28 protein-coding genes and 1 tRNA gene are annotated in these 26,504 nt (G+C 66.8%); 16 read left to right on the top strand and 13 right to left on the bottom strand.

Features of this window, described 5'->3' with window-relative positions:
- Position 1: 1 nt before the first annotated feature.
- The 3 genes from ACHQ4I_RS21295 to ACHQ4I_RS21285 all read right to left on the bottom strand — a co-directional run bounded on the left by ACHQ4I_RS21295 (position 2) and on the right by ACHQ4I_RS21285 (position 2,371).
- A complete protein-coding gene (locus ACHQ4I_RS21295) occupies positions 2–586 on the bottom strand; it encodes a DUF3090 domain-containing protein (RefSeq protein ID WP_420773553.1) in 585 nt (194 codons plus the stop codon).
- Positions 587–669: 83 nt separating this feature from the next.
- On the bottom strand, positions 670–1,425 hold the full coding sequence (locus tag ACHQ4I_RS21290) for a histidine phosphatase family protein (RefSeq protein ID WP_420773552.1): 756 nt from the start codon (positions 1,423–1,425) through the stop codon (positions 670–672).
- Between the two features lie 16 nt (positions 1,426–1,441).
- Positions 1,442–2,371 (bottom strand): undecaprenyl-diphosphate phosphatase, encoded by a 930-nt coding sequence (locus ACHQ4I_RS21285; protein ID WP_420774164.1) that lies wholly within the window; start codon positions 2,369–2,371, stop codon positions 1,442–1,444.
- A gap of 272 nt (positions 2,372–2,643) precedes the next feature.
- Between ACHQ4I_RS21285 and ACHQ4I_RS21280 the strand changes: the two genes are divergently transcribed.
- The 4 genes from ACHQ4I_RS21280 (at position 2,644) to ACHQ4I_RS21265 (ending at position 7,171) form a co-directional block, all read left to right on the top strand.
- Positions 2,644–3,618: an aldo/keto reductase gene (locus ACHQ4I_RS21280; RefSeq protein ID WP_420773551.1), complete on the top strand. Its 975-nt coding sequence runs from the start codon at positions 2,644–2,646 to the stop codon at positions 3,616–3,618.
- Positions 3,619–3,638: 20 nt separating this feature from the next.
- A complete protein-coding gene (locus tag ACHQ4I_RS21275) occupies positions 3,639–4,679 on the top strand; it encodes a heme/hemin ABC transporter substrate-binding protein (RefSeq protein ID WP_420773550.1) in 1,041 nt (346 codons plus the stop codon).
- Between the two features lie 133 nt (positions 4,680–4,812).
- Positions 4,813–5,886 (top strand): FecCD family ABC transporter permease, encoded by a 1,074-nt coding sequence (locus ACHQ4I_RS21270; RefSeq protein ID WP_420774163.1) that lies wholly within the window; start codon positions 4,813–4,815, stop codon positions 5,884–5,886.
- A 421-nt stretch (positions 5,887–6,307) separates the two neighbouring features.
- A complete protein-coding gene (locus tag ACHQ4I_RS21265; RefSeq protein ID WP_420773549.1) occupies positions 6,308–7,171 on the top strand; it encodes a heme ABC transporter ATP-binding protein in 864 nt (287 codons plus the stop codon).
- 6 nt (positions 7,172–7,177) lie between these two features.
- Here ACHQ4I_RS21265 and ACHQ4I_RS21260 read toward each other — a convergent pair whose 3' ends face one another.
- Genes ACHQ4I_RS21260 through ACHQ4I_RS21245 form a run of 4 tightly spaced genes read right to left on the bottom strand, consistent with a single transcriptional unit; the run spans position 7,178 to position 10,534 of the window.
- Positions 7,178–7,528, bottom strand: a complete 351-nt coding sequence (locus tag ACHQ4I_RS21260) for a YrdB family protein (protein ID WP_420773548.1) — start codon at positions 7,526–7,528, stop codon at positions 7,178–7,180.
- Positions 7,529–7,549: 21 nt separating this feature from the next.
- On the bottom strand, positions 7,550–9,643 hold the full coding sequence (locus tag ACHQ4I_RS21255) for an MMPL family transporter (RefSeq protein WP_420773547.1): 2,094 nt from the start codon (positions 9,641–9,643) through the stop codon (positions 7,550–7,552).
- The gene (locus ACHQ4I_RS21250) at positions 9,644–10,177 is read right to left on the bottom strand and encodes a WKL family lipoprotein (protein WP_420773546.1); all 534 of its coding nucleotides are present in this window, start codon (positions 10,175–10,177) and stop codon (positions 9,644–9,646) included.
- The gene (locus ACHQ4I_RS21245) at positions 10,178–10,534 is read right to left on the bottom strand and encodes a hypothetical protein (protein WP_420773545.1); all 357 of its coding nucleotides are present in this window, start codon (positions 10,532–10,534) and stop codon (positions 10,178–10,180) included.
- A 154-nt stretch (positions 10,535–10,688) separates the two neighbouring features.
- On the opposite strand from ACHQ4I_RS21245, the gene ACHQ4I_RS21240 reads away from it, so the two are divergent.
- The 4 genes from ACHQ4I_RS21240 (at position 10,689) to ACHQ4I_RS21225 (ending at position 14,165) form a co-directional block, all read left to right on the top strand.
- On the top strand, positions 10,689–11,720 hold the full coding sequence (locus ACHQ4I_RS21240) for a YncE family protein (RefSeq protein ID WP_420773544.1): 1,032 nt from the start codon (positions 10,689–10,691) through the stop codon (positions 11,718–11,720).
- Positions 11,720–11,965, top strand: a complete 246-nt coding sequence (locus tag ACHQ4I_RS21235; protein ID WP_420773543.1) for a DUF5703 family protein — start codon at positions 11,720–11,722, stop codon at positions 11,963–11,965. The genes ACHQ4I_RS21240 and ACHQ4I_RS21235 overlap by 1 nt, the downstream gene beginning before the upstream one ends.
- A 4-nt stretch (positions 11,966–11,969) precedes the next feature.
- Positions 11,970–13,046: a quinone-dependent dihydroorotate dehydrogenase gene (locus tag ACHQ4I_RS21230; RefSeq protein ID WP_420773542.1), complete on the top strand. Its 1,077-nt coding sequence runs from the start codon at positions 11,970–11,972 to the stop codon at positions 13,044–13,046.
- 132 nt (positions 13,047–13,178) lie between these two features.
- Entirely contained in the window at positions 13,179–14,165 is a 987-nt protein-coding gene (locus ACHQ4I_RS21225) for a PfkB family carbohydrate kinase (protein ID WP_420773541.1), read from the top strand.
- 305 nt (positions 14,166–14,470) lie between these two features.
- Here the strand turns inward: ACHQ4I_RS21225 and ACHQ4I_RS21220 are convergent, their stop codons facing one another.
- Positions 14,471–14,755: a hypothetical protein gene (locus ACHQ4I_RS21220; RefSeq protein ID WP_420773540.1), complete on the bottom strand. Its 285-nt coding sequence runs from the start codon at positions 14,753–14,755 to the stop codon at positions 14,471–14,473.
- On the bottom strand, positions 14,752–14,967 hold the full coding sequence (locus ACHQ4I_RS21215) for a hypothetical protein (RefSeq protein WP_420773539.1): 216 nt from the start codon (positions 14,965–14,967) through the stop codon (positions 14,752–14,754). Before ACHQ4I_RS21215 ends, ACHQ4I_RS21220 begins: the two co-directional genes overlap by 4 nt.
- Before the next feature lie 347 nt (positions 14,968–15,314).
- Between ACHQ4I_RS21215 and ACHQ4I_RS21210 the strand changes: the two genes are divergently transcribed.
- The 4 genes from ACHQ4I_RS21210 to ACHQ4I_RS21195 all read left to right on the top strand — a co-directional run bounded on the left by ACHQ4I_RS21210 (position 15,315) and on the right by ACHQ4I_RS21195 (position 21,131).
- A complete protein-coding gene (locus tag ACHQ4I_RS21210; protein ID WP_420773538.1) occupies positions 15,315–16,868 on the top strand; it encodes a carbohydrate kinase family protein in 1,554 nt (517 codons plus the stop codon).
- A 198-nt stretch (positions 16,869–17,066) separates the two neighbouring features.
- Complete coding sequence (locus tag ACHQ4I_RS21205; RefSeq protein ID WP_420773537.1) at positions 17,067–17,759, top strand: GTP cyclohydrolase II; 693 nt, start codon at positions 17,067–17,069, stop codon at positions 17,757–17,759.
- A gap of 504 nt (positions 17,760–18,263) precedes the next feature.
- Entirely contained in the window at positions 18,264–19,112 is an 849-nt protein-coding gene (locus ACHQ4I_RS21200; protein WP_420773536.1) for a GTP cyclohydrolase II, read from the top strand.
- A 186-nt stretch (positions 19,113–19,298) separates the two neighbouring features.
- The gene (locus ACHQ4I_RS21195) at positions 19,299–21,131 is read left to right on the top strand and encodes an AMP-dependent synthetase/ligase (RefSeq protein WP_420773535.1); all 1,833 of its coding nucleotides are present in this window, start codon (positions 19,299–19,301) and stop codon (positions 21,129–21,131) included.
- Between the two features lie 67 nt (positions 21,132–21,198).
- Here ACHQ4I_RS21195 and ACHQ4I_RS21190 read toward each other — a convergent pair whose 3' ends face one another.
- Entirely contained in the window at positions 21,199–21,735 is a 537-nt protein-coding gene (locus ACHQ4I_RS21190) for a YbhB/YbcL family Raf kinase inhibitor-like protein (protein WP_420773534.1), read from the bottom strand.
- A gap of 19 nt (positions 21,736–21,754) precedes the next feature.
- On the bottom strand, positions 21,755–23,116 hold the full coding sequence (locus tag ACHQ4I_RS21185; protein WP_420773533.1) for a M20/M25/M40 family metallo-hydrolase: 1,362 nt from the start codon (positions 23,114–23,116) through the stop codon (positions 21,755–21,757).
- Between the two features lie 191 nt (positions 23,117–23,307).
- Between ACHQ4I_RS21185 and ACHQ4I_RS21180 the strand changes: the two genes are divergently transcribed.
- A complete protein-coding gene (locus tag ACHQ4I_RS21180; RefSeq protein WP_420773532.1) occupies positions 23,308–24,183 on the top strand; it encodes a lysophospholipid acyltransferase family protein in 876 nt (291 codons plus the stop codon).
- Positions 24,184–24,187: 4 nt separating this feature from the next.
- On the opposite strand, the gene ACHQ4I_RS21175 is transcribed toward ACHQ4I_RS21180, so the two are convergent.
- Positions 24,188–24,544: a winged helix-turn-helix transcriptional regulator gene (locus tag ACHQ4I_RS21175; RefSeq protein ID WP_420773531.1), complete on the bottom strand. Its 357-nt coding sequence runs from the start codon at positions 24,542–24,544 to the stop codon at positions 24,188–24,190.
- Positions 24,545–24,689: 145 nt separating this feature from the next.
- Here ACHQ4I_RS21175 and ACHQ4I_RS21170 point away from each other — a divergent pair, with 145 nt between their 5' ends.
- The 3 genes from ACHQ4I_RS21170 to ACHQ4I_RS21160 all read left to right on the top strand — a co-directional run bounded on the left by ACHQ4I_RS21170 (position 24,690) and on the right by ACHQ4I_RS21160 (position 26,200).
- Positions 24,690–25,559 carry an NAD(P)-dependent oxidoreductase gene (locus ACHQ4I_RS21170; protein ID WP_420773530.1) on the top strand — a complete coding sequence of 290 codons (870 nt, stop codon included), beginning with the start codon at positions 24,690–24,692 and terminating at the stop codon, positions 25,557–25,559.
- Between the two features lie 108 nt (positions 25,560–25,667).
- Positions 25,668–25,752, top strand: a tRNA-Leu gene (locus ACHQ4I_RS21165).
- A gap of 259 nt (positions 25,753–26,011) precedes the next feature.
- Entirely contained in the window at positions 26,012–26,200 is a 189-nt protein-coding gene (locus tag ACHQ4I_RS21160) for a hypothetical protein (protein ID WP_420773529.1), read from the top strand.
- A 48-nt stretch (positions 26,201–26,248) separates the two neighbouring features.
- Here the strand turns inward: ACHQ4I_RS21160 and ACHQ4I_RS21155 are convergent, their stop codons facing one another.
- Positions 26,249–26,470, bottom strand: coding sequence for a hypothetical protein (locus ACHQ4I_RS21155; RefSeq protein WP_420773528.1), 222 nt, complete (start codon positions 26,468–26,470; stop codon positions 26,249–26,251).
- Positions 26,471–26,504: the final 34 nt, after the last annotated feature.

The raw sequence follows: 26,504 nt of genomic DNA, 5'->3' as shown, positions 1-26,504 counted from the left end.
ACTACTCCTCTAGCTCAGCCGCGCCGAAAATATCCCCGCGCTTGTATCCGTTGGTTCGTACACACATATGCCCACGCGACGATAGTGGCTCCCCGCACAGCGGGCACGGCGGCCGCCCGGCCGCGATCACCCGCGTCGACCGCAACGCGAACTCCCGGGCCTGGATCGGCGTCAGGAACACCCGCACCGCGTCCGGACCCTCCTCGGTGTCATCGAGCACCACCGACTCGTCGACCTCGGTCTCGGTGATCGCCAGCAGCTCCACCACCACCGCGCCCGCGTCGGCGTCCCAGCCCAGGCCCATGGTGCCGACCCGGAATTCGGCATCGATCGGTGTCACCAGCGGATCGCTGTCGGAGATGTCCTCGGCCTGCGGCGGCACCTCGGCGCCGAAGCGGCGCGCGACCTCGTCCAGCAGCAGCCCCATGCGATCGGCGAGCACCTTCACCTGCTGCTTCTCCAACAACACGCTGACCACCCGAGGTTCCTGCACGGCCTGCAGGTAGAACGAGCGATCGCCCGGCTCACCGACGGTCCCGGCGACAAAACGATCGGGGGTGCGAAATACATGGATTGCGCGAGACATCTGCACCTCCTGATACGTGACCCTGATCGACTACCCGCGGCGCTGGACTCCGCAACACGCCACCTACTCGTTTACAAGGAATCTCAAAGCTCCGCATTCCCATTATCCGCACTCGGGGTACCACCTAGCTCGCCACCGGGAACCGGGCCCGACGTATCCACCGGTTCGGCGTCCGGCGTCCGGGAATCGGATGCGGGCCGTTGCGGTCTGGTTGCCGCCAAACCGGACAGATCCGTGCCCGTGTCGTTGAGCCGAACCACATACGGCGCGGTCGGGGTATAGCGCACGACACTCATCGAGGCGGGCTCGACCACGATTCGCTGGAAGCCGTCGAGGTGGATGCCGAGTGCGTCGGCGAGCACGGATTTGATCACATCACCGTGCGTGCACGCCACCCACAGCACATCGTGCCCGGCCTTCTCGGCGAATCTTCGATCGTGCTCGCGCACCGCCGCGACGGCGCGCGCCTGCACCTGCGCGAGCCCTTCCCCGCTCGGGAAGATCGCGCCGGAGGCGTGCCGCTGCACCACCTTCCACAGCGGTTCGGTGAGCAGATCGGCGATCGCCTTGCCGGTCCAGTCGCCGTAATCGACCTCGATGAGCCGATCGTCGTATTCCGGTTCCAGACCGAGCTTTTCCGCCAGCGGTGCGACCGTGCGCTGACAGCGCAGCAGCGGGGAGTGCACGATGTGCTCGATAGGCAGCGCGGCGAGCCGCTCGGCGACGGCGCGGGCCTGGGTGTTGCCATGTTCGGTCAATTCGACACCGGCACTGCGCCCGGCGAGGGTGCGGGCGGTGTTCGAGGTCGAGACACCGTGCCGCAGCAGGATCACCGTCATGGCACCAGCCTAACGATCATGTCGCCGACACCACTCCGCCCGCGAGCAGGCCCATGACGGTCAGGCCGAGCACGATGCGGTAACCGACGAACCAGTCCAGCGAATGTTTACCGACGAACTTCAACAGCCACGCGACCGAGGCGTAGCCGACGACGAAGGCCAGGATCGTCGCCACCAGCAGCTGCGGACCGCTGGCATTGAGACCCTCACCCGCCGGTTCGAACGCGTCGGGCAGGCTGAACAATCCCGACGCGGTCACCGCGGGAATCGCCAGCAGGAACGAGAACCGCACGGCCGCTTCGCGCTCCAGCCCGAGGAACAGACCCGCCGTCGCGGTCGCACCGGAACGGGACACACCCGGTATCAATGCCAGGCATTGCGCGAAGCCCATGATCAGCCCGTCGCGGGTGGTCAGCTGCTCGATCGGGCGGATCTTGCGCCCGTAGTACTCACCGGCGGCGATGACCAGCGCGAACGCGACCATCATGAACGACACCAGCCACAGATTGCGGGCGCCGGTGCGGATCTGATCCTTGAGCAGGAAGCCCAGCACACCGATCGGGATGGTCGCAATGATCACATACCAGCCGATGCGGTAATCGAGCTCACGCTGGGCCCGCTCGTCCAGGACGAGCTTGTAGTCGGCGGTGATGACCGGAAGTCTCGTGGTGGGCTGATCGTGCAGCGGCAGGTCCTGGCGACCGCGGGTGGTCAGGCGTTCGCGCAGGCCAGCGAACCACGCGACGATGATCCGCCAGATGTCCTTGGCGAAATACACCAGCACCGCGGCCTCGGTGCCCAACTGGGTCACCGCGGTGAACGAGGCGCCCGCGTCATCGCCGAAGAACACCGCCGAAACGATGCGCAGATGCGCCGAGGAGGAGATCGGCAGAAACTCGGTGAGCCCCTGCACCAGACCAAGTACCAAGGCCTGCACCCAGGTCATCGACTCACCGACCACGAATCCGCCTCCACTTTCCGCCCGAAATACCTGTTCCTACTGGGCAATTGGTCCGGCGGCCGGTCGCATCACGTGACCATCGCCGCAATCACGCAGCGACAGTACAGTGTCGAGGCTACGACGGCGTGTCCGGCTGTTGTGCCGGGACCGAATTCGCCGACTCGACCTCGCACCGATGCGACCCACTGTGCTGGTGGGCGTCGAGTTGGGTATCCACACTCTAGGCTTGGCGCCGTGACGAATGCGCGGACACGGTGATGGAACAGCGGACGGTCGGCCGCAGCGGCCTAAGGGTGTCCCGGATAGGACTGGCGACCCACACCTGGGGTGCGCATACCGATACCAACGAGGCGGCGGTGCAGTTGGTGGCGTTCGCCGAGGCGGGCGGCACCCTGGTCGACACCTCGCCCGCCTACGCGGGCGGTGTGGCACAACGGATTCTGGCCGAGCTGCTCGGCGATCTGGTTTCGCGCGACGATCTGGTGCTCAGCGGCTGCGCGGGTGTCGCGCCGCGGATCACGCCCGCGCCCGCGGGACCGACCGTGCCCACACCGGAGCCGGTGCGTCCGGCCGTGGACACCTCGCGTCGCGCGCTGCTGCGCCAACTCGATCGGACGCTGCTCGAACTGGGCACCGACTATCTCGATATCTGGCATGTCGCGGCCTGGGATCCGGCGACCCCGCTCGACGAGGTCGCCGCAACCCTGGAATTCGCGGTCCGCTCCGGAAAGGTCCGCTACGCGGGGGTGCGTGGTTTCAACGCCTGGCAGGTCGCCAGCATCGCCGCGGTCGCGCCGGTCAGTGTCGCGCAGACCCCGTACTCGCTGCTGGCCCGTGAGACCGAGACCGATTTCATCCCCGCCGCCCGCCACCACGGTGTCGGGCTGATCGCCACCGCGCCGCTGGCCGGGGGCATCCTCACCGGCAAATATCGTGACGGTGTGCCCGCAGACTCGCGTGGCGCGGATGAGGCGACCGCCGCCGAGATCCGGCACCGGCTCGATGACCGGGCGACCCGCGTGGTCGATGCCCTGGTGACCGCGGCCGACGGACTGGCCACCTCACCGCTGGCGGTCGCCCTGGCCTGGATTCGGGATCGCCCGGGCATCGCGAGCATGATCGTCGGCGCTCGCGATATCGGGCAGCTCACCGGGGTGCTGGCCGCCGAGACACTGGAACTTCCGCGCGCCATCGCGGCCGCGCTCGACGACGTGAGTGCACGCACGGAATGACGGAGGCTAGCCTTACCTGCATGAGGTTTCTCGACCGTGTCCGATCCGGCGGGGCTCGTTGCCTCCTGGCCGCGCTGGCATTGACCCTGCTGGTCGGTTCGGCCGCCTGCGGCACCGATGGCGACGCGGCGACCTCCGGCGGGCGCGGGCCGGTCACCGCGAAACTGGAGAATCTGGATCCGGTGCCCATCGGGCCCGAACCCACACCTGCGCTGCCGGTGACCGTCCGCTCGTTCGACGGGGCCGAGGTCACCGTGACCGATGCCAGCCGCATCATCGCCGCCGACCGCTACGGCACCCTCGCACAGACCGTGTGGGCGCTGGGCATGGGCGCAAAACTCGTCGGACGCAGCACCGCCGCCGCGTTCCCCGCGGTCGAGAATGTGCCGAACGTGACCGGCGGCAGCGGCTCGCTGAATGTGGAATCGATTCTGGCGCTGCGTCCTTCGGTGTTCCTCACCGACAGCACCAGCGCCGCCCCGCAGGTGCGTGAGCAGTTGCGCGCGGCCGGGGTCACCGTCGTCTACTTCGATCCGCAACGCACCATGGACGGGGTGGTGCCGCAGATCGAGGCGGTCGCCGCCGCACTCGGCATCCCCGAGCGCGGCCGGGCCCTGGCCCAGCGCACCCGCGACGAAATCGCCGCCGCCAGCGCCGCGGTACCCAAGCCCGATAAGCCCCTCACCATCGCCTTCCTCTACCTGCGCAGCACCGCCATCACCATGCTCGCCGGACCCGGCTCCGGCGCCGACGCCCTCATCACCGCCCTCGGCGCGCGCGATGCGGGCACCGCGGCCGGATTGACCGAACCGTTCGTCGCGATCACCAGCGAGGGCATGATCGCGGCCGCACCGGATGTGCTGCTGGTGATGTCGGACGGACTGAAGTCCGTCGGCGGTGTCGACGGGCTGGAGAAGGTGCCCGGCATCGCGCAGACCCCCGGCGGCCGCAACAAGCGCGTCGTCGACATGTCCGATGCGGTGGTGTTGAGCTTCGGCCCGAATACCGGCCGGGTGATCGCCGCCCTCAGCGAGGCCGTGTACGGCACCAAGCCCGCATGAGCGAACGCAGTGAGCGAATCATGTGGCAGCGCGCATCGCGCATGCCGGAGCCCAGCGCCAGCGAGGCGCAGGCATGAGCGGCGCAGCACGGCGTGGTGTGACCGAGACGCGGGCAACGGTGACCGATTCGGCCATGCCGCACAGTCCGCACCCGGTCGCGCCGAAGTCGCGGGGACGATCGCGGACGACGATCGTGTTCGCGGTGGCGGTGACCGCTCTGGTGGTGCTGGCGTTGGCGTCGGCGGCGATCGGGCAGGTGCCGACGACGCCTGCCGAGGTGGCGGGCAGTGTGCTGCATCGGATCGGGCTGGATTGGGGGCCGATGCCCGCGCATCCGGCAGGTGAGGTGACGCTGTGGCAGGTGCGATTCCCGCGGGTGGTGCTCGCGATGCTGGTCGGGGCGGCGTTGGCGACAGCGGGTGCATTGTTGCAGGGGGTGTTCGCGAATCCGCTCGCCGAACCGGGAGTGATCGGTGTGTCGGCGGGGGCCGCGGTCGGTGCGGGCACGGTGATCGTGGTGGGCGGGGCGTTCGTGGCGGCGTGGTCGGTGGCGGGGGCCGCGTTCGTTGCGGGGCTGCTGACGACACTGCTGGTGTATCTGCTGTCGCGGTCGAACGGGCGCACCGAGGTGGTCACGCTCGTGCTCACCGGCGTCGCGATCAATGCCTTCGCGGGCGGGTTGATCGCGTTCCTGCTGTTCATCGCCTCCCCCGCCGCCCGGGACCAGATCGTGTTCTGGCAGTTGGGCAGTCTGAATGGAGCCACCTGGGAGGCGGTGCGCGTCGTCGCCCCGCTGACCGCGCTCGGCATTTTCGCCGCGGTGCTCATCGCACCCCGCCTCGACCTGCTCGCCCTGGGTGAATCCGCCGCCCGCCACTTGGGTGTCGACGTGGAACGGTTGCGGCGCAACGTCATCGTGGTGGTCGCCGTGCTCGCGACCGCGGGTGTGGCCTTCACCGGCATCGTGCTGTTCGTCGGCCTGATCGTGCCGCATCTGGGCCGCATGCTCGTCGGCCCCGCCCACCGCATCCTGATCCCATTGAGCGCCATCGTCGGCGCCGTCGTCCTGCTCGCCGCCGACGTCGCCGCCCGCTCCCTGGTCCACAACGCCGATCTCCCCCTCGGCATGCTCACCTCGCTCATCGGCGGCCCCTTCTTCTTCTGGCTCCTGCGCCGCACCCGCGCCCGCGCCGGAGGTTGGGCATGAGCCACCGATCCGCTTGCGGCGCAACGGCTTCCCGTGCACGTCGCGCATGCCGCGAGCGCGGACAAGGCCGCACGAGAGCTGCCCTCGCAGATGCGCACGGTCCGAACACGCCGTTCGGATTGATACACACACCGACGACGGACCCGCACCAGCGACTGGGGCACGAATCACTCTCGGGCACAACGGATTTCCATCCACACCCCACGTGCGGGCGCGACTGCGCAGCAGTTGCGCCTGGAACCTGTGTCGATCGACCGATCAGCCGCCCCCTTTGCGGTGATCCGCACCCGTTATGGAGCCTGAATTGCGCTCGACCCACTGAAGCGCCGCCGGTCACGGCCGGCCGAGGACACGCGGAGCGTCAGCGCCAGGTGGAACGCCGAGGACGCGCGCCCGAGCCCGAGAGTGGCGAGGTGGAGGAGTGAGCGGGGTGCTGCAGGGGTTGAGTTCGGTGTTCGCGCGGACACATGAATTGCCGGCGCCACCGCAGCGCGGCGCGGTGACGTTGCGCGCGACCGGTGTGAGCGTGGATCGGCGTGGGGCTTCGGGGGCGCATACGCGGCGGGTGCTCGAGGCGGTCGATTTCGATGTCGTGGCTGGTGAGATCGTGGCGCTGGTCGGTCCGAACGGTGCCGGCAAGTCGACGTTGCTGGCGGCGCTCGCGGGCGAGCTCGAACCGAGCGAGGGGGTGATCGAGCTCGACGGGCGGACGCTGGCGCACTGGTCCCATCTGGATATGGCGCGTCGTCGCGCGGTGCTGCCGCAGAGCCACACCGTCGGGTTTCCGTTCACCGCCCGCGAGGTGGTGGCAATGGGCCGAGCGCCCTGGGTGCGCACCGAGCGGCGCGAGCTCGACGACGAGCGGATCAGCGCCGCCATGGCCGCGGCCGACGTGGAACACCTTGCCGCCCGGGCGTTTCCGACGCTCTCAGGTGGCGAACGCGCCCGCGTCGCACTGGCCCGCGTGCTCGCCCAGGACACCGCGACCCTGCTCCTGGACGAACCCACCGCCGCCCTCGACCTCGGCCATCAGGAAGCGGTCCTGCGCCTGGCCACCGCCCGCGCGGCCGCGGGCACGGCCGTGGTCGTGGTCCTGCACGACCTCGGCATCGCCGCCGCCTACGCCGACCGCGTCGCCGTCCTGGAATCCGGCCGCATCGCCGCCGACGGCCCGCCCCGCAAGGTCCTGACCACCGAATTGCTCACTCGCGTCTACCAACATCCGGTCGAAGTCCTCGACCACCCGATAACCGGCGCCCAACTGGTCCTCCCGATCCGCCGCTGACCTCGCTCAGGCCTGCCGCCACAGCAATCGCAGCGCGCCGTTCGCCGCCCACAGCGCGAAGAACACGATCCCGGCCACCGCCGTGCAGGCCAGGCCGATCAACACCGCCGCGCCGCCGAACCACGCGATCTCCAGCAAGGCCCGCCACGGGCCGGCGAGCGGGTACCGTGCGTTCTTGCCGCCGCCCGCCGCGAACAGTGCCCACACCAGGATGAATACCGCGGGTGCACCGATTCCGGCGATGACCCGCACGATCGGGTTCGCATCGAGGGTGCAGCCCCAGACCGCCGCTCCGGCGAGCACCCCCAACTCCAACAGAAACATCAGGGCCAGATTCGCGCCCTTGACCACGTTCATCCGATCCTCTCGCCGCAGCCCTCAACGCCAGATCAGCTTCAACACCGCGGGTGTCAACAGCATGCGGACCACCGACGCGTCCAGCACCAGCGCCGCGATCATCCCGTAGGCGATGTACTTCATCAACACCAGATCGGAGAAGCCGAACGCGCCGGTCACCACGATGAGAATCGCTGCCGCCGAGGTGATCACGGCACCGGTGTGGGCGATGCCGTAGCGGATGGCCTCCGGCGCGGACGCGCCGTCGGCGCGGGCCTCGGCCATCCGCGACAGCAGGAATACCTCATAGTCGGTGGACAGCCCGAATACCACCGTCACGATGAGCGCCAGCACCGCGAACATCAGCGGTCCGGGCGTGAAGTCGAAGATCCCGGCCCCGTGTCCCTCGACAAAGACCCAGGTGAGCACGCCCAGGGTGGAGGCGAGGCTCAACGCGCTCATCACAACGGCCTTGAGCGCCAGCACAATCGAACGAAACGCCAGATACAGCATCCCCAATGCGGCCGCCGCCAGGATCGCGACCAGCAGCGGAAGCCGCACCAGCAAGCCGTTGATGCTGTCGCGCTCTAGTGCGGGCACCCCGGCCACCATGATCTCGACCCCGGACGGTTCCGGAATCGCCCGCAGCGCGTCGATCACCGCGTCCGCGTCCCCCTTATCGGCGAGACCGGCATTGAGCACATTGATCCCGTCCTTGGTCGGCGCGCCCGGTTCGAAACGCCCCGTCAGACCAGGAACTCGGCTGGCCTCGAAACGAATATCGCTGAGTTGCTGCGGATTCGCGCCCACCACGACGAGTTTGATCGGTTCGGTGCGGAAGCTCGGGAACAGCTGATCGAACCGTTCCTGCGCGACCCGCGCCGCATTGTCCTTGGACAGATACCGTTCACTGATCCCGCCGAACTCGATATTGCGAATCGGGATGATCAACGCGAGCAGTCCGAGCACGATCGGCACCACCACCGCCCACGGCCGCCGCATCGCCCGCTGCGCCAGCCGCGAGAAGAATCCGGCGTCGATCTGCGCCTCGGACTTGGTGCGCGAGAAGCGATGCCAGCCCCACAGGTCGATCCGGCGCCCGACGATGCTCAGCACCGCGGGCAGCGCCGTCACCGACAGCACCGCGGCCAGCAGCACCGAACTGATGCCGCCATAGGGCACCGACCGCAGCACCCCGTTCGGGAAGATGAACAACGCGGCCAGGCTGATCGCGATGATCGCGGCCGAGAACAGCACGGTGCGCCCGGCGGTGGCGACGGTGCGCGCCGTCGCTTCCTCCACCGTGTGGCCGGCGGCCAGCTCCTCCCGGAACCGGGTCACCGTGAACAGCCCGTAGTCGATCGCCAACCCCAGACTCACCAAAGTGACCACCGCACTGGCGAATACGTTCACATCGATGTGCTCGGTGAGCACCCGGATGGTGCCCTGGGTGCCCAGCACCGTCATCGCGCCGATCAGCACCGGCAGCAGCGCCCCGATCACCCCGCCGAAGACGAAGTACAGCAGGATCGCCACGATCGGCAGCGCGATGATCTCGGCGCGGTGGATATCGTCCTGCATGCCCTGATTGATGCCCTCGACGATCGGCTGCAGCCCGGCCAGTTGCACCGTGGTGCCGCCCGGTCCGCCGCCCGCGCGTCCGGCGCCGAGCTCACCCTTGATCGCGGTGTAGTTCTCGACGGTCGCGGTGCCCTCTCCACGCAGTCCGACGCTGGCGAAGGCGTGGGTGTGCGAGGCGTCGGTGGCCTGCGCGGCGAAGGGGCTGTCCCAATAGCTGTCGATCTTCTGGACCCGGTCGGGGTGGCGGGCCAGCAGTTGTTTCAACGCGGTGGTCACCGCGCCGCGCACGTTCGGGTCGTCGACGGTCATCCCGTCGGGTGCGGTGTAGAGCAGGATGATGTCGCTGTCGGTATCGCGGCCGAAGGTGGCGTCGGCGAGCTTGGACGCCTTGACCGATTCGCTGCTCTCGTCGAACCAGCCCTCCTGGGTGAGCCTGCCCGCGAGGTCACGGCCATACCAGCCCGAGAGCAGCACTACCACGACGGCGATGCCCAGCACGAGGTAGCGGTGGCGGTGGATGAACCGTCCCCACCGCAGCGACCCGGATTCGATCATCTAGCCACAGGCCGGGGTGCGGTAATCGGCGGAGCGCAGGATGCCGCACAGGTCGGTGCGCGAGATCTTCCACTTGCCGTCGATCAACACGAAGTGCACGACGGTGGTGCGCACCGCGGTGCCGGTGCCGTCCTTGTCCAGCCGCATGGTCGCGGTCAGGGTGCCGTCGCGATTGTCGAATACCGGATCGGTGACGCCGTAGATGGCGCGCGGATTGTCCCGCAGCGCCCGGTACATGTCCGGGATGGCGTCGCGAAAGGCGTCGCCGTCCTCGATGAGGTCGGTGCGTTCGGAGTCGGGCAGCGCCGGATCCAGCGCGCGCTTGATCTGCGCGTCCAGTTCGGCGGCCGTGGGCAGCGGGCGGTGTGCGGCGCTGGAGGAGGTCGCGATCGAGGAGGACAGGGACGCGATGGCCGAGGACCGCGCGGCGTCGACCGAGGCCTCGTCCGGTCCCGTGCTGCATGCGGCGGCCACCGCGACCAGGGCGGTCGCGGTCAGCACGGAACGGGCGAATCGTGTGGTTGGCATCCCCATCTACATACCATCAATCACGGCGCTGATCCGCCCCAGCAGGGTCCGCACGGTTGTCACGTCACGATCCGGCGCCGTTTCGACCGGTTCGGCATCCGGGATCATGTCCCGCACCAGCGCCACCACACTGCGTTCGTCGTCGAGATCGATATCGGTGACCCGCGCCTGCGCGATAGCGACGACATCCTCCGGTCCCGGCACGTCATTGTCGAGGTCGGCGCGATAGATCTCGAGCACCACGGTGGATCGGACCGTGCGGAAGGCATAGGGCCTGCCATCGGCCGTGGTGCCGAATCCGTGAGCAAACGGACCAACGGTTATGTCATCGATGGCAAATCCCGATGGATGGTCGGCTTTCAACCGGATCTCCCTGAATTGGAACTGTTTCAACTCAACGGTAACCCCGATCACCGACATTCACCGGTAGCGACCACCCCGGTAGGTCGGGAAGGTGCGCCATCATGGTCAGATGGTGATGTAGCCGAGGATTCGTCGTAGTAAAGGAGTTCGGTGGATGCGCCCTCGTGGCTGGCTCCCCTCAGCGCTGGCGAGCGTGGCGGCGCTGGTGCTGATCGCCGGATGTTCCACCGAATCCGATAGCGACAAGCTGCAGACGCGACCCGCGGCCACCGCGGCGGTCGCCCCCACACAGACGGCCCCACCCACCGGGGACGTCTTGCGCCTGGCGAATCCGATCGGCGGGTTGCTCGCGGAGACGGGCACCGGAGCGTTGGTAGCGCTCGATACCGGCCGCGACGCGGGCGCCACGCTGTTCGTCATCGATCCCGCGACCCTCGCGCGCGACGTGCGCACCCTCATGCTCCCCGCGCGCGGTGTCGGCCTGGCCCAGGGCAAACCGGGTGAACTGCTGATCCCCGCCGATCACCGGATCATGCGCGTCGACATCGCCTCCGGTGTCGTCACCGAGGTGTCCGTCGACGGCGACGTCAGATCGGTGCGCTACCGCGACGACGGCACGTTGTTCGTCGGCACCGCCGACGGCAAGGTGCGCGAGTTCGCCCCCGACGGCAAGGTCACCGAAACCATCTCCGGCCTCGCCTCCGCCGACGCACTCGCCCTGACCGGCGACCACGTCTCGGTCCTGGACCGCCGCCAGACCTCACTGACCCAGCTCGACCTCGGCAAAGACCGCCTCGGCCTGGCGCTGCGCGCGGGCGAGGGCGCCACCAATTTGATCACCGACCCCTTCGGCCGCATCACCGTCACCGACACCGCAGGTAACGAACTGCTGGTCTACACGGCCGGACCGCTCGTACTGCGTCAGCGATTCCCGGTAGGATCTTCGCCTTACGCGCTTGCCTACGATCAGCGGTCCGACACCGTGTGGGTGACGTGCACCCAGAGCAATGAAGTCGCCGGATTCGACCTGTCGACGGGTATACCGAAAGAAGTGGGCCGTTACCCGACGGTGCGGCAGCCGAACTCGGTGACCATCGACGAGCGCACCGGTGACCTGTTCGTCGGTTCCGCGACCGGAGACGGTCTGCAACGGATCCGCGCGGACCAGCGGAAGGAAGGGCAGTGATGGCGCCACAATCACGCGCAGCGTTACCGGCGAGCTGGGAAACCAGCAGCGACGACTACGAATACGTGCCGCTGCGGCTACCACCGGAGGTGACCCGGGTGACGGCGTCGATGCGACTGGCCATCCAGGCCGAATTCGGCGGCTGGGAACTGTCGCGGGTGCGGGCCTACACCGACGGCAGCCGGCGGGTGCTGCTGCGCAGGCGAAAAACCGCACTACTACCCCAGCCCGAACCGGGAATGTGAGGCCATGTATTCACTGCTGCTGCGCCTGATGTTCCTGCTGCCGCCCGAGCGCATCCATCACCTGGCGTTCACGGCCATGCGGCTGGCCGCCCGGTTCGCGCCGTCGCGCTGGGCGATGACGAGGGTCTTGACCACCGACGATCCGATCCTGCGCAACCACGCCTTCGGTATCGACTTTCCCGCGCCGCTGGGCCTGGCCGCCGGATTCGACAAGAACGCCGACGGTGTCGACGCCTGGGCGCCACTGGGATTCGGTTTCGCCGAGATCGGCACCGTCACCGCACAGGCCCAGCCCGGCAATCCGGCGCCGCGACTGTTCCGGCTGTCCGCCGACCGTGGCCTGATCAACCGGATGGGCTTCAACAACCGCGGCGCCGCCGCAGCGGCCGAACAGCTGCGCACCCGTCGCGGCGGGGTCCCGATCGGTGCGAATATCGGTAAGACGAAGATCGTCGAACCCGCCGACGCCGCGGCCGATTACGCGGTCAGCGCCTCCCTGCTCGGCCCGCTCGCCGACTTCGTCGTGGTCAACGTCAGCTCCCCCAACACCCCCGGTCTGCGTGACCTGCAGGCCGTGGAATCCCTGCGCCCGGTCCTGCAGGCCGTGCTCGACAGCGTCGAGGTCCCGGTGCTGGTGAAGATCGCCCCCGATCTGTCCGACGAGGACGTCGACGCGGTTGCCGATCTCGCCGTCGAACTGGGCCTGGCGGGCATCGTCGCCACCAACACCACCATCCGCCGCGACGGCCTGCGCACCGATCCCGCCGAGGTCGCGGCCATGGGCGCGGGCGGTCTGTCCGGTCCGCCCGTGGCCGAGCGCTCCCTCGAGGTCCTGCGCCGGCTCTACCGCCGCGTGGGCGATCGCCTGGTGCTGATCTCCGTCGGCGGCATCGAAACCGCCGACCAGGCCTGGGAACGCATTCTGGCCGGAGCCACCCTGCTGCAGGGCTACACCGGATTCATCTACGGCGGCCCGTTCTGGATGCGCCACATCCACCGCGGCCTGGCACAGCGGCTGCGCGCGGGCGGTTACCACTCGATCGCCGAGGCGGTCGGTGCGGAGCACGTCGCACACACCTGATCCCGACCGGTCGTTTCGCGCGGCCGATGTTATGTTGCGGGACATGCCATTTCGCGTCCACGCGGCCTAAGCTGGTGTGCGGCAAGACAAATCAATTGCAGCACCCAGAGGGGGCGGCGCATGGTCCACTCGATGCCGCCGGATGACGGTGCCGCCGCGTCGGATCGGCGAGCCGCGCGGGGAGTGGTCACGGTCATCGGTGCCGCCGTTGTCGACCACATCTACCGGGTGGAGCGCATTCCTGGACCGGGTGAGTCCGTCCCGGGGGTCTTCGAGAGCCATCCGGGCGGGAAGGGACTCAATCGCGCCGTCGCCGCTGCGCGGCTCGGGCTCGCCGTCCGGCTGATCTCGGCGGTCGGTGACGACGACAGCGGCCGAATGATTCTGGACTATCTGCGCACCGAAAACGTCGACATCGATCTGGTGAAGGTCATTGCGGGGGCCCGGACCGAGGCGACCGCGGTGATGATCACGAGCACCGGCGCCTCGGCCAATATCGGGTGCCAGCACGATCGCATTCGGCTCACCGCGCACGACCTGCGTCGTCCACGCGTACATGCCGCCATCGTCGAATCCGACGCCGTGCTGCTCACTTTCGAACCACCGGTCGCGGTCATCGAACAGGTACTGACCACCTTGCGGCGCCTACGCGACCAACCGCTCTTGATCGTGCATCCGGCGCCTGAACTCGTTCGGCCGCAATATCTCTACAACAGTCTCGGAGTCGTCGACTATCTGATGGGCTCGACCATCAACCTACGTGCGATGATGCCCGACAGCTCGGACTCGACCGAGGACATCGCCCAGCGGCTGCGGGTACTGGGCGTGCGGACAGTGTGCGCGGTCGAGAACTTTCGCTGCCGTGTGTGGTCGGATCCGGTCTACATCGAGACACCGCCGTTCCCGGTGGTGCTCGAGGGCTCCCCTGGCGCACACGCGGCATTCGCCGCGGCTCTGGTTACCCGAGTGCTGTCATCGCGCCGCCCGGCCGACGCGCAGGACTACACCTGGGCCTGTGCTGCGATGGTCGCGACACAATCGTTCGGGGAGGTCCCTCGCGCCATGCCGCGCATCTCCGACGTCGACGCTATCGCCCGGATCATCACCGATGGGCCCTGAGCAGCTCCCCTCCTGCTGCCCGAGCCGAGCCATCATTCGCTTGGACAACAGGATCACCGCGTGCTCCCAGATGATGCCCAACGTGTCGGCACGAGCGCTGGCGTCGGCATGGGCGCGGCGGTCGTGCACTACATCCGGGTCGCTGAGGATCTCGTCGAGTTCCATCCCGGCCATGGCTTGTTCCCAGGTCAAACGACGGTCGGGCAGCCAGCTCAGCCGCCAGACCCTGGTACCGGGGCCGATCTCGCGGTACGCCGATTCAGGTGATAGATCGCTGATGATCGTCCATTCTGTGGCGTGAATGGTCATTGCTGCCTCCGCTGCAACAGTTCGAGTCCGATGTGCTCGAGGGGTATTCCGAGTTGGCCGGCGCAGCTGCAGGCTCTGGATCGAACCGTTTCGTCGTGCCGGAAGTCCTGGGTGCTGAAGATCTCGGCGAGATCCATACCCGCGAGTGCCTGTTCACGAGTGAGCAGGCGGTCGGGCAGCCAGCTCAGCCGCCACGACTTGGACCACCTCTCCGCCAGCCGGTGGGCGGATTCGGCGGTGATATCGCTGGTCATCGACCAGCGAGTGATGTGAATGGTCACGAATGCCTCCTGTCCAGCATCCGTCGATGCAGCAGGCTCAGCGCCTGCGTCACGGTGATACCGAGTTCGGCCGCCAGCGCCTGCGCGGTATCGGCCGATGCCGGGTCCGGGTGAGTCGGCAACTCCTGCAACGCCATCCCGGGCCGTGCCTGTTCACGGCCGAGCTGGTTGGGCAGCCAGCCCAGCCGCCATGCTGGTTCCTCGTCGCCCACCGTCCGCCACGCCCATTCGGGTGTGCGGTTGCTGGTCGCGAAGGAGTTCGCCTAGACGGTCACCCAGTTCGGTTCCAGTTCGGTATCCGACTCCCCAGGCCTATGCTGTCTGCGTCGCCGGGCATGTCGTATCAGAAGAATCACTCTCATCACCAGGGCCCTCCCGAGTCATCTGGTGGGGCGAGTCGAATCGCCAAACCTAGTGTGGCATTTGCCCTTCATTCGGGTCAATTGCCGATGTACGTTGGTAATTGCCGGTTCTCGCTCTCGCTAAACCCGCCGACCCGGGCAATCGCGACATCGGCACAACGAATCGGCAACACACATGCGGAGGGGTGGATTTCGCCATGGCGCGGCAAGATGAGCGCACGGTCGCCATACGCGGCATTCTGATGCGACTGTGCAAGCGCTCGGGCCTGAGCTCGGATCGATTGCGCACCACCGAGATCGACGTCTCCCCCCTGCTGGAACTACTCATCGTGCAGCAACACGCGCACCGCACCAGGGTATCGCCGGAGGAGGCCGTGCTGCCCGTGGTCCGGGATATGGCACGACAGCTCGATCCGACCAATCGGCTCATTGTCGACGCCGCGCTGTCGCTGGGGCTGTTGCGCGAAAAGCCGCCCACCGGTATGGATCTCGGCAGCTTCTACGCATCCGATCTCGGTGAGCGGCGCGAATATCTGACAGAGCATTGGCAATCGCTGCACGAGGCGCTGTGGACCGACCGGATTCCTCCCGCTCCCACCGTGCGATCACTGCGAGCCGCCCCCGAACATCGTGCCTTCACCGCGCTGGCGGAAAATCTGACCGCTGGTTCCGCACTCCCGTCCGGCACCATCCATGCCGGCATGTCGACATCGAAACCACTTGTGGTGCTGCCGCATTCGCAGTCACGCTCCGGTGTGATCACGGTCATCGGTGATGCCCTGATCGATCACACCTACCGTGTGGACCAAATGCCGGGACCCGGTGTATCGGCGCGCGGCCGATTCGAAGAGAGCCTCGGCGGCAAGGGACTCAATCGTGCGATCGCAGCGGCTCGGCTCGGCCTGCAAGTCCGCTTCGTCACCGCGGTCGGCGATGACGCCGCGGGCCGACGCATCATCCAGTTCTTGCGCCGCGAGAACGTCGACACCGAACTGGTGAAGGTGGTTCCCTACGCCTCGACTCCGGTCGCCGCCGTCATCACCACTCCCAGCGGCATGGCATGCACAATCGGGCGCGAGGAAGATGACGAGGTCAAACTCAATCAAGAGGATCTGCGCCGACCAGAGGTGCAGACGGCGATCACCGGATCCGAGGCGGTGCTGCTCACCTTCGAACCGCCGCCCGCGGTGATCGAGCGGGTGATGGCGATGATTCGTGCCGCACCCGACCGGCCGAAACTGCTGGTTCAGCCCACCCCGCGGGTGAAGACGCCGCAATACATCTACGAATACCTGCGCATCACCGACTACCTGATCGGAACCCTGCGGGAACTGGCCGAGTTGGTGCCCGACATCTACCGGACCCCTGGTGTCGACGATTCGGCCGAGACCGAACCGGACTTCGACGGGGTCATCGCGCCGCGGCTGCGCGCTCTGGGTGTGCACAATGTATGCGCGGTCGAGGGTTTCGAATGTCGCGTCCGTTCCGCGGCGCTAGATCTGGATATCCCCCGGCCGCCTGCCGCCATGCTGGAGGACTCCGCGGGTGCGCGGGCCGCCTTCGCCGCGGCGCTGGCCTATCGCGTGGTGACCAAGCGTCGTCAGGCCGATCGGGACGATTTCGAGTGGGCGACGGCGGCGGCCACGACGACCCAATCGTTCCGCGATGTCGCGGCCGCGATGCCGCGCGCCAGCGAGGTCGATCGCATCGTGCAACTTCCCCTGGACGGGACAACCGGGGGCAGTTCCTGACCAGGTCATCAGCATGTTTGGCGGAGCTTGTCGCAGGAGTCGCAAAGTTGTCTCGACTGATATAATGTCACGTTCCATCGGGTCGGGAGACGATCTTGTCGAGCGACCGGCGCGATGGTGCCCAGTTCAGTTTCTCGCTCTCTCGCGTTGCCGTGTCACATCACCTGCAAGGCTGTCGATCGTATGCATCGGAGGAGCATGACTACTGCGGCGTCGAGCCTCGCTGAGACCGGACATCGGCTGACCCGCAAGGGGCGCGAAATGCAGGTTCGAGTGCTGCGTATTCCGGACGACGTCGACGGCGGGCACGCTCTGCTCATCGGCGAGGTATCCAACGGCTGCCTGGTTCGGATCCACTCCCGCTGCCTCTACGGCGATGCGCTGCAGTCCGAGGACTGCGATTGCGGACCAGAGCTGGAACGGGCCATGGATCTCATACAAGCCGAGGGCGCCGGGATCCTGGTCTATCTGGAGCAGGAAGGACGCGGCGCCGGGCTGATCAACAAGGCGCGCGGACTACGGACCAGCGAGCTCTGCGATCTCGACACCTTCGACAGCTATGTGAAACTTGGCGTAAGCCCGGATTCCAGATCGTATAAACGGGCTGCCGACACCCTCGCTCAACTCGGACTGACCTCGGTTCGCCTGCTCACCAACAATCCCGACAAAGTGCGCGCTCTGCGCCAAGCCGACATCGAGGTCGAGGTCGAACCGCTGCACACCTTGCCGCGCAGTGAGCGCGCGCGAAAGTACCTCGAGGCAAAGCGGATCCGCCGCGGGCACATGATCCCGATCGAAACGATGATGGCGGTGGGGGCAGTCGGTGCGCAACTCGTGCGTGAGCGCCGGTGGCGTTGGGTTCCGAAGCGGCGCGGCAACCGGATCCGCTAACGGTCGGCGTTTCTGTCGCTGCACCGGCATCGTCTGCTGGACGAACGTCGAGCTACCGGCCGCGTCGACGTGCGGTCGATGTTCGCTTTCCCCTGCTGAAATGTGTTCGGGCGTTGCTGCGGGCACCGACGCATCCGACTTCCGTCGCTGGCGCATAACGGCATTCGCAAATCATCAGCGCTCGCGAATGACTGTGACATGAGTCACTTTCTGACTGATAGATGACATGGCAGCATTCGTCTCAGCTAGCTGCCTCAGACTCACTGAAGTCTCACGGGGACAAGCGAAATGGGAGATGCGGACTGCGGACAGCTATCGGTTGCCGGGTCGGCGAGTCCTGTCGATGGGGCGGTCCGACGTGTCGAGTATTTGTGGCGCGCACACGCGGAGATCGCTTCAATTGATCTCGAAGTACCTTGCGACCGCGGGCGTATGCGGTTTCACCGGCGCGGTTTGGTTGTCACGTCACGGCATTCGAATATCTCCCCCCGCACTGGAGGCGACTTGACCACGGCATCGCGGAATGACATCGGGGTCCAACACTGGCTGACCCGAAAGGGCGGCAGGCTACGGGTCCAAGTCGTGGAGTTGCCCGGCGGCCGGACCGAGGGCTACCTGCTGGTGCTGGGTCGACTCGTCGAGGATCCCTTGGTGCGCATCCATTCTCGGTGCCTATATGGCGACGCACTGGGATCCGAGGATTGCGACTGTGGTGGTCAGCTCGAGATATCGATGGACAGAATGCAAGACGAGGGCTCGGGTGTGCTGCTGTATCTCGAACAAGAGGGGCGCGGCGCGGGTCTCGTCGGCAAGGCCGAGGGGTATCGCGAAAGCGAGCGCACCGGCGCCGATTCGTACACCAGCTATGAGAATCTCGGTCGCCCAGCCGATCTGCGGTCCTATGCGAGCGCCGCCACAGCACTGGCGGGCCTCGGTCTCACGCGGGTGCGGCTGCTCACCAACAACCCGGACAAGGTACGTGATGTGGCGTGTGCGGGCATTGTCGTGACGTGCGTTCCCGTCGTGGTGCCGCCGCGTAGCCCTCGAGCGCGCGCCTATCTCGAGGCCAAACGTCTTCGTGGTCATGCGATCCCGGAGGATCTGCTCACCTCGAGGGTGGAGCACGATGCGCTTTCGCGCGCGATAGTGGGCGTGGGAGACATCTGGCGCGCAGGCGATGGTTCGGTTCCGATGCCCGCCGCCGAATTGAAGGGTCCGGCCGCGCCGCCGTCGCCCCAGATGCTGCCGATTCCGCACTTGGCGCTGCCGCGCGATCCCGATGTCGTCGTGCTACGCGAGGCGGGATTCGAGATTCCCGGCCCTGATCTCGACACCAGGCCGAGTCCGCAGTAACAACCGTCACCCGCGCCGGATCTGGCTACCATGAGTGAGCCGCGCCACTCGGTACTATCTCACCGCGTGACACGATGAGATAGAGTCGCCTGCAATCTATCAGTAGCAGCGGGTCTCGGGCCGTGTGGGAACCGCACGGTTGCGCGCTGGGCGCGGTTCACGCCAGAGATATCGGGAAACGGGAAGATGACGACAACAGAAATCGGTTTCGCACACGAGTCCGGCAAGACGGTTTATACGGTGCCCGAGGCGTTCCAGGAGACCGTGAAGCTACGGCCGGATCAGGTCGCGTTGCGGACGGTCGGCGGCACCACAGAGATCAGCTGGCGCGAGTACGGCGAGCGGGTGAAGGCGCTGGCTGCGGGGCTGGCCGGACTCGGGGTCGGCCACGGCGACACCGTCGGCATCATGCTCACCAACCGGCCCGAATTCAACCTGATCGACACGGCCGCACTGCATCTGGGGGCCACCCCGTTCTCCGTCTACAACACCAGCTCGCCCGAGCAGATCGCCCACCTGTTCACCAATGCCGAGAACAAGGTGGTGATCACCGAGCGCGCCTTCCTCGATGTGATCAAGGGCGCGGGCGTCGCGCTCGAGCACATCGTCGTGGTCGACGGTCCGGCCGCCGATACGGTCAGCCTCGCCGACCTCGAGGCCGATCCGGCCGCCGACTTCGATTTCGACGCGGCCTGGCAGGCGGTCACCCCCGACGATCTCGCCACGCTGATCTACACCTCGGGCACCACCGGCCCGTCCAAGGGGGTGGAGATCACCCACCGCAATGTGATGGCCCAGATCATCGCACTGGTCAACGGCCCGCTGCGGGTCGGTTTCGACGACCGCGCCATCTCCTACCTGCCCGCCGCGCACGTCGCCGACCGCATCTCCGGGCACGCCATCAGCCTGCTAACCGGCATTCTCATCACCTGCGTGCCGGATCCGCGCGAGATCGCCGCCGCATTGCCGGACGCGCGTCCCACCATCTTCTTCGGCGTGCCGCGGGTGTGGCAGAAGATCAAGGCGGGTATCGACGGCAAGCTGGCCACCGAACCGAGCCCGGTGAAGAGGGCGCTCGCGAACTGGGCCATCGGCACCGGCATCGCGGCCGCGTGCGCCGATCTGGCGGGCAAGGGGCGCGGCCCGGTGCTCGCCGCGCAGTACAAGGTCGCCGACGCGCTCGTGCTCTCGAAGCTGCGGGCCGCGCTCGGTCTGGACAATCTGAAGGTCGCCGCCTCCGGCGCGGCCGCGATTCCGGCGGAAACCCTCGAATACTTCCTCGGACTCGGGTTCACGGTCAGCGAGGTGTGGGGCATGTCGGAGACCACCGGCGTGGCCACCTACACCGAATTGGCCAAGCCGCGACCGGGTTCGGTCGGGCGCGCCGTCGAGGGCGTCGAACTGCGGTTGGGCGAGGACGGAGAGCTGCTGGTGCGCGGTGCGATCGTCACGCCGGGCTACCGCAAACAGCCCGAGAAGACCAAGGAGGCCCTCGATGGCGACGGCTGGCTGGCCACCGGCGACGTCGCCACCATCGATGCCGACGGATACGTGCGCATCGTGGACCGCAAGAAGGAACTGATCATCAACGAGTCGGGTAAGAACATCTCCCCGACCAATATCGAGAACGCGGTCAAGGCGGCGTCCTCACTGATCGGTCAGGTGGTCGCGATCGGTGAGGCCAAACCGTTCATCTCCGCGCTGATCGTGCTCGATCCGGACACCGCCGCCATCCGCGCCAAGGAGATCGACGCACCCGCCGACGATCTCGCCGTGCTGGCCACCCGCAAGGAAATCCTCGACGAGGTATTGGCCGCGGTCGTCGCGGGCAATCGCAAGCTGTCGCGGGTCGAGCAGATCAAGCGGTTCACCGTGGTCGGCAAGCCGTGGGAGCCCGGTGGCGACGAGCTGACCCCGACGATGAAGCTCAAGCGCAACCCGATCGCGGCCAAGTACGCCGAGGAGATCGGCACGCTGTACACCACGCCGCTGCCCGAGTCGGTGGTGAACGTCTCGTAATCTGTTGAAATGATTGTGGCCCTGAGCTTTTCGCTCAGGGCCACAATCATTTCGCGCGGCAGGTGCTCTACGCGACCTCGTACTTGGCGACGATGGTGGCGCGCCCGAGGGTGTGGAAGAACAGATTGAAGCCGAGATAGGCGGGCGTGCCGTTCTCGTCGATCTCCAACCGCTCCACATCGACCGCGTGCACGACGATGAAGTAGCGGTGGTACCCGTGCCCGGCCGGGGGCGCCGCGCCGACGAATCCCGGGAACGCGCCGTCATTGCGCAGCGTGACCGAACCCTCGGGCAGCACACCGCCCTCGCTACCCGCGCCGCGCGGCAGCGAGGTGGTGCCCACCGGAATATTGGCCACCGCCCAGTGCCAGAAACCGGCGGCGGTGGGCGCGTCCGGATCGTAGACGGTAATCGCGAAACTCTTTGTCTCCGCGGGGAATCCGGACCAGGACAGCTGCGGCGAGATATCCTTGCCGCCCGCGCCGAAGACGCCGCTGACCTGATCGTTGGCGAAGGTTTGGCCATCGGCGACATCCTCCGAGGTCACCGTGAAGCTTGGCACTTGGGGCAGTGCGTCGTACGGGTTGTAGGAGTAGTCCGGCACGATGGTGTCCTTTCGGTCGTCAGCTGTTCAACAGGAAGTGTTCCAGCACCCGGGTGCCGAATTCGAGCGCCCGCACCGGAACGCGTTCGTCGACACCGTGGAACAGCGCGGTGAAGTCCAATTCCGGTGGCAGCTGCAGCGGTGCGAAGCCGAAGCAGCGAATGCCCAAGCGGGCAAAGGCCTTCGCGTCGGTACCGCCGGAGAGCATATAGGGCACGGTGCGGCCCTGCGGGTCGTGGGCGAGGATGGCCTCGTTCATCGCATCGACGAGATGCCCGTCGAATGTCGTTTCGTAGGAGTCGAGTTTGGTGATCCACTCGCGCTCGACGTCGGGGCCGATCAACTCGTCCACCTCACGTTCGAACGCGGCCTGCCGTCCCGGCACCACCCGGCAGTCCACCACCGCCTCCGCGGTCTGCGGAATCACATTCGCCTTGTAACCCGCCTGCAGCATGGTCGGATTCGCGGTATCGCGCAGCGTGGCGCCGATGATGCGGGAAATGGTGCCCAGCTTCGCGAGCTGACCCTCGATATCGGGGCTGGACGGGTCGAACTCCAACCCGGTCTCCTCGGCGACCGAGGCCAGGAATTCGGCCACCGAATCCGAAAGCACCAGGGGGAAGGTGTGTTTGCCAAGTCGCGCCACCGCCGCGGCCAGAATCGTGACCGCATTGTCCTCGTGCAGGAACGAGCCGTGGCCGGCACGGGCCTTGGCGCGCAACCGCATCCAGCCCAGCCCCTTCTCGGCGGTCTCCACCAGATACAGCCGACGTTCGGTGCCGTCCGGGCGCGGAACCGTCAGCGAGAAGCCGCCGACCTCCCCCACCGCCTCGGTGATCCCCGCGAACAGATCGGGTCGGTTCTCGACCAGCCAGTGCGACCCCCATTTGCCGCCGTTCTCCTCATCGGCGAGGAAGGCGAAGACGATATCGCGCGGCGGCACCGTGCCCTCGATCTTGAACTGCCGGGCGATGGCCAGCATCATGCCGACCATATCCTTCATATCGATCGCGCCGCGCCCCCACACGTAGCCATCGCGCACCGCACCGGAGAACGGGTGCACACTCCAGTCGGCGGCCTCGGCGGGCACCACATCCAGATGTCCGTGGATCAGCAGCGCACCGCGACTCGAATCGGCCCCCTTCAACCGCGCGAACACATTTCCGCGCCCCGGCGCTCCCGACTCCACATACTCGGTCGTATAACCGGCCTGATGCAGCTGATCGGCTACCCACTGCGCGCATTCGCGCTCGCCCTTGGTGGTGGCCAGATCCCCGGTGTTGGAAGTGTCGAAGCGGATCAGCGTACTGACCAACTCGACCACCTCGGACACGGCACGAGATGTGGTGTTCGGACCGGATACTTCGCCAGTTGCAGACACGTAACCTTTCCTACCACTTGATACCGCGCGCGCGGCGCCACGGCTGTGCTCGCCACGCACTCGTGGTCGTCGCGAGGTGCGCAATCGCCCATGGGTTCGTGTCGATTCACGGTGATCGCAATCGCCCACGCGGTGTGGTCGCGACTTCGCTGGGTATCTCTCGGCCAAACCCTGATCGGAAAGCCGTCCCCATGAAGTTCCCGCACCCGCCGTCCCCGCCGATCGACCTCGCGACCGACTGGGTCGCCGGGCAGGTGCGAGCGCGGATTCCCAAGGCGGATATGAGCAACCGGGATCCCGCGTTCATCGCCCGCACGGTCGGACCGTTGTGGCGGCTGGCCCGCGCGTATTTCCGTGCGGAGGTGCGCGGGATGGAGCGGATCCCCGAAGACGGACCGATACTGCTGGTAGGCAACCACTCCGGTGGCAACGTTTCACCGGAGGCGCTGGTGACCACCCTCGCATTCGCGCGCTATTTCGGACCGGAGCGACCGTTCTACCAACTCGCCCACAATCTGGTGATGGCCGTGCCCGTCCTCGGCTCGTTCCTGGCCCACTTCGGCACGGTGGCGGCCGATCCCGACAGCGCCAAGGCCGCGTTGCGCAGTGGCGCGGCGGTGCTGGTGTATCCCGGCGGCGACTGGGAAGTGCATCGCCCGACCTGGGAGGAGGACAGACTCGACTTCGCCGGACGCACCGGATTTCTGCGGCTGGCCTGGGACGAGCGGGTGCCGATCGTGCCATTCGTGAACTACGGCGCCCAGCAGAACGCGCTGATGCTCACCCGCGGCGACCGACTGGCCCGGCTGCTGCGGCTGGATCGGGCACTGCGGCTGAAGGTCTTCCCGATATCGCTGGCGTTGCCGTGGGGGCTGAACATCAGCGACCTCGCTGGGCACATTCCGTTGCCAGCGAAGGTTACTGTCGAATTCCTGCCGCCGATCGACCTGCGCGAAGTGCTGGGGTCGGAGCTGGATCTGGATCGCGCTTACGACTACGTCACCGCGATCATGCAGCGGGCGTTGTCGCGGCTGGCCGAGGAACGGACGCTGCCGATTCTCGGGTGAGCGTTCAGGCGGGCAAGTGGACGCGATCGGCGCCGATGCGGTCGATGCGGCCGCGACCCCACGCGCCCAGCGGTTCCAGTGCGACATTGAGCGCGCTGCCCAACTCGGTCAGCCGATATTCGACCTTCGGGGGCACCTCGCGATAGATCTCGCGGTCCACGATGCCGTCCTCCTCCAGTTCGCGCAGCTGCTGGATCAGCATCTTCTCCGAGATTCCCGGCAGACCGCGGCGCAGTTCGCCGAATCGGCGCACGCCGTGGTTCTCCAGTTCCCAGAGGATCAACGCCTTCCACTTGCCGCCGACCACATCCATCGCCGCGTCGATGCCGCAGAAGTATGGTCCGGATCTCTTTGTGCCCATTGCCTGACCTCGCTACCTGTTCACAAACGTGGCGGTAAGTACCCGACCAAATAGTAGGTACTTGTCGACATATCGGGCAAAGAGCAACCTTGGTCCCAGCGCGCTGACCACCACGTTCTCAAACCTCAAGGAGATGACACCCGCGATGTCGGACACTCAGCACACCCCGGTGACGGTGCTCGGACTCGGCGCGATGGGCCAGGCACTGGCCGCGACCCTGGTGCAGGGCGGCAGGGCCACCACGGTGTGGAATCGGACGCCCGGCAAGGACGCCGCGCTGGTCGCCGCAGGGGCCGATGGCGCGGCCACGGTTGCCGACGCCATCGGCCAGCACGGTCCGATCATCGCCGTCCTGCTCGACCACGCCTCCGTGCACGCCACCCTCGACCCGGTCGCCGACCAACTCTCCGGCCGCCAGGTGATCAACCTGACCAGCACCGCCCCCGAAGAGGCCCGCGAACTCGCCACCTGGGCCGCCGCCCACGACATCGACTACCTCGACGGCGGCATCATGGCCGTTCCCGCCATGATCGGCCGGCCCGGCGCTTCCATCCTTTACAGCGGTTCGGCCGCGCTCTTCGACGAACACCGCGAAACCCTCGAATTGCTCGCCGCCGCAGACTATTTCGGCACCGATGCCGGACTCGCATCGATGTACGACTTCGCGTTGCTGTCGAATATGTACGCCATGTTCACCGGCTTCCTACACGGCGCCGCGATGTTGCGCACGAGCGGCGTCCCGGCCGCCACATTCGCCGAACGGGCGGTCCCGTGGGTCACCGCCATGGCCCAGCTCATCCCCGAATACGCCCGCGTCATCGACTCCGGCGACTACACCGCCCCCTTCCAGCCCCTCGACTTCCACAAACCCGCCGTCGACGCCATCGTGCGCGCCAGCCGCGACGCCGGAGTCGCCCTCGACATCATCGCCCCTATCAAGAACCTGCTCGACCGCCAGATCGCCGACGGCCACGGCCGCCTCGCCTTCGAACGCACCGTCGAGGAACTGGCCTGACCCCCTCCGCGCGCCGTGCGCTCCCCGAGCGCACGGCCCCGGAAATCACCAGCTAAACCCGCGATTTGGTCAACGAGGCCACATCCGATAACCTTGCTGAGCACACCGGTCCGGGTGGCGGAATGGCAGACGCGCTAGCTTGAGGTGCTAGTGCCCTTTATCGGGCGTGGGGGTTCAAGTCCCCCTCCGGACACAACCATTACACCACGTCACCCGCTTTACCTGCGGTTATGCAGGAGCGTGGGTGTTTTTTCGAGCCGAATCATTGCAAAACCGCAGGTGGTGTCCTGTGGGGGTTCAATACGGGTTCAGCTGAGAGAATCCTGAGAACCGGCAGTCGGCCCGATGGATCGTAGACCGCCAGATCACGAATATCGTGCCAGCCTACCGATATCGTCAAGGGCCTTCCTTGTATACTGCCCCGCTCGCCACACCAATTGGAAGATGGCTTCATGTACAACGCTTACCCGCTCGGCTCCTCGATCGAGACCGCCCAGTCGACCTACTCGCACCTATCGCACGACAACGTGAGCTCAACCGAACTCGAAGTCATCGTCCCCAAGGATCGCCCCGACCTCACGCCGGCCGCTGCTAGAGCCCTGCTGCACCTCATCCAAGAAGCTGCGGCACGGCAGCAATAGGCGCGGACGTCGGAGCATCGAGCGCAAACACACAGCCCGACAATGCATTTACATGGATTCACTGCGCGGGCGTCGCCACCACAGGCTGCGCCCGCCGTCTAACCTGGCAAAGTCGTAGTCGATGGCCTCGACCATCTCCGCGGCCTTGGGATCACGCAGGATCGGTCTCCGCTTGCCGGTTTCGACGGCCGGACCGTAGAGCGGAATGAGCAGCGATTTCTGCTGGCTATGCTGGAGATCCCGATCAGGGTGAAGTCGCCCTCCTGACATGTTATACGGCTGCGTATAACATCTAGGTTAGGTC

It is taken from the genome of Nocardia nepalensis (assembly GCF_048910785.1).
GTDB lineage: Bacteria > Actinomycetota > Actinomycetes > Mycobacteriales > Mycobacteriaceae > Nocardia > Nocardia nepalensis.
The sequence above is the reverse complement of the archived record's forward strand: the minus strand, read 5'-3'. Positions and strand labels throughout refer to the sequence as shown.

What these genes read in the sequence shown, in the direction of transcription:
- ACHQ4I_RS21295 (WP_420773553.1), bottom strand. Translation starts at nt 586, where the DNA reads ATGTCTCGCGCAATCCATGTATTTCGCACCCCCGATCGTTTTGTCGCC.
- ACHQ4I_RS21290 (WP_420773552.1), bottom strand. Translation starts at nt 1,425, where the DNA reads ATGACGGTGATCCTGCTGCGGCACGGTGTCTCGACCTCGAACACCGCC.
- ACHQ4I_RS21285 (WP_420774164.1), bottom strand. Translation starts at nt 2,371, where the DNA reads ATGACCTGGGTGCAGGCCTTGGTACTTGGTCTGGTGCAGGGGCTCACC.
- ACHQ4I_RS21280 (WP_420773551.1), top strand. Translation starts at nt 2,644, where the DNA reads ATGGAACAGCGGACGGTCGGCCGCAGCGGCCTAAGGGTGTCCCGGATA.
- ACHQ4I_RS21275 (WP_420773550.1), top strand. Translation starts at nt 3,639, where the DNA reads ATGAGGTTTCTCGACCGTGTCCGATCCGGCGGGGCTCGTTGCCTCCTG.
- ACHQ4I_RS21270 (WP_420774163.1), top strand. Translation starts at nt 4,813, where the DNA reads ATGCCGCACAGTCCGCACCCGGTCGCGCCGAAGTCGCGGGGACGATCG.
- ACHQ4I_RS21260 (WP_420773548.1), bottom strand. Translation starts at nt 7,528, where the DNA reads ATGAACGTGGTCAAGGGCGCGAATCTGGCCCTGATGTTTCTGTTGGAG.
- ACHQ4I_RS21255 (WP_420773547.1), bottom strand. Translation starts at nt 9,643, where the DNA reads ATGATCGAATCCGGGTCGCTGCGGTGGGGACGGTTCATCCACCGCCAC.
- ACHQ4I_RS21250 (WP_420773546.1), bottom strand. Translation starts at nt 10,177, where the DNA reads ATGGGGATGCCAACCACACGATTCGCCCGTTCCGTGCTGACCGCGACC.
- ACHQ4I_RS21240 (WP_420773544.1), top strand. Translation starts at nt 10,689, where the DNA reads ATGCGCCCTCGTGGCTGGCTCCCCTCAGCGCTGGCGAGCGTGGCGGCG.
- ACHQ4I_RS21235 (WP_420773543.1), top strand. Translation starts at nt 11,720, where the DNA reads ATGGCGCCACAATCACGCGCAGCGTTACCGGCGAGCTGGGAAACCAGC.
- ACHQ4I_RS21230 (WP_420773542.1), top strand. Translation starts at nt 11,970, where the DNA reads ATGTATTCACTGCTGCTGCGCCTGATGTTCCTGCTGCCGCCCGAGCGC.
- ACHQ4I_RS21225 (WP_420773541.1), top strand. Translation starts at nt 13,179, where the DNA reads ATGCCGCCGGATGACGGTGCCGCCGCGTCGGATCGGCGAGCCGCGCGG.
- ACHQ4I_RS21210 (WP_420773538.1), top strand. Translation starts at nt 15,315, where the DNA reads ATGGCGCGGCAAGATGAGCGCACGGTCGCCATACGCGGCATTCTGATG.
- ACHQ4I_RS21205 (WP_420773537.1), top strand. Translation starts at nt 17,067, where the DNA reads ATGACTACTGCGGCGTCGAGCCTCGCTGAGACCGGACATCGGCTGACC.
- ACHQ4I_RS21195 (WP_420773535.1), top strand. Translation starts at nt 19,299, where the DNA reads ATGACGACAACAGAAATCGGTTTCGCACACGAGTCCGGCAAGACGGTT.
- ACHQ4I_RS21180 (WP_420773532.1), top strand. Translation starts at nt 23,308, where the DNA reads ATGAAGTTCCCGCACCCGCCGTCCCCGCCGATCGACCTCGCGACCGAC.
- ACHQ4I_RS21175 (WP_420773531.1), bottom strand. Translation starts at nt 24,544, where the DNA reads ATGGGCACAAAGAGATCCGGACCATACTTCTGCGGCATCGACGCGGCG.
- ACHQ4I_RS21170 (WP_420773530.1), top strand. Translation starts at nt 24,690, where the DNA reads ATGTCGGACACTCAGCACACCCCGGTGACGGTGCTCGGACTCGGCGCG.
- ACHQ4I_RS21160 (WP_420773529.1), top strand. Translation starts at nt 26,012, where the DNA reads ATGTACAACGCTTACCCGCTCGGCTCCTCGATCGAGACCGCCCAGTCG.
- ACHQ4I_RS21155 (WP_420773528.1), bottom strand. Translation starts at nt 26,470, where the DNA reads ATGTCAGGAGGGCGACTTCACCCTGATCGGGATCTCCAGCATAGCCAG.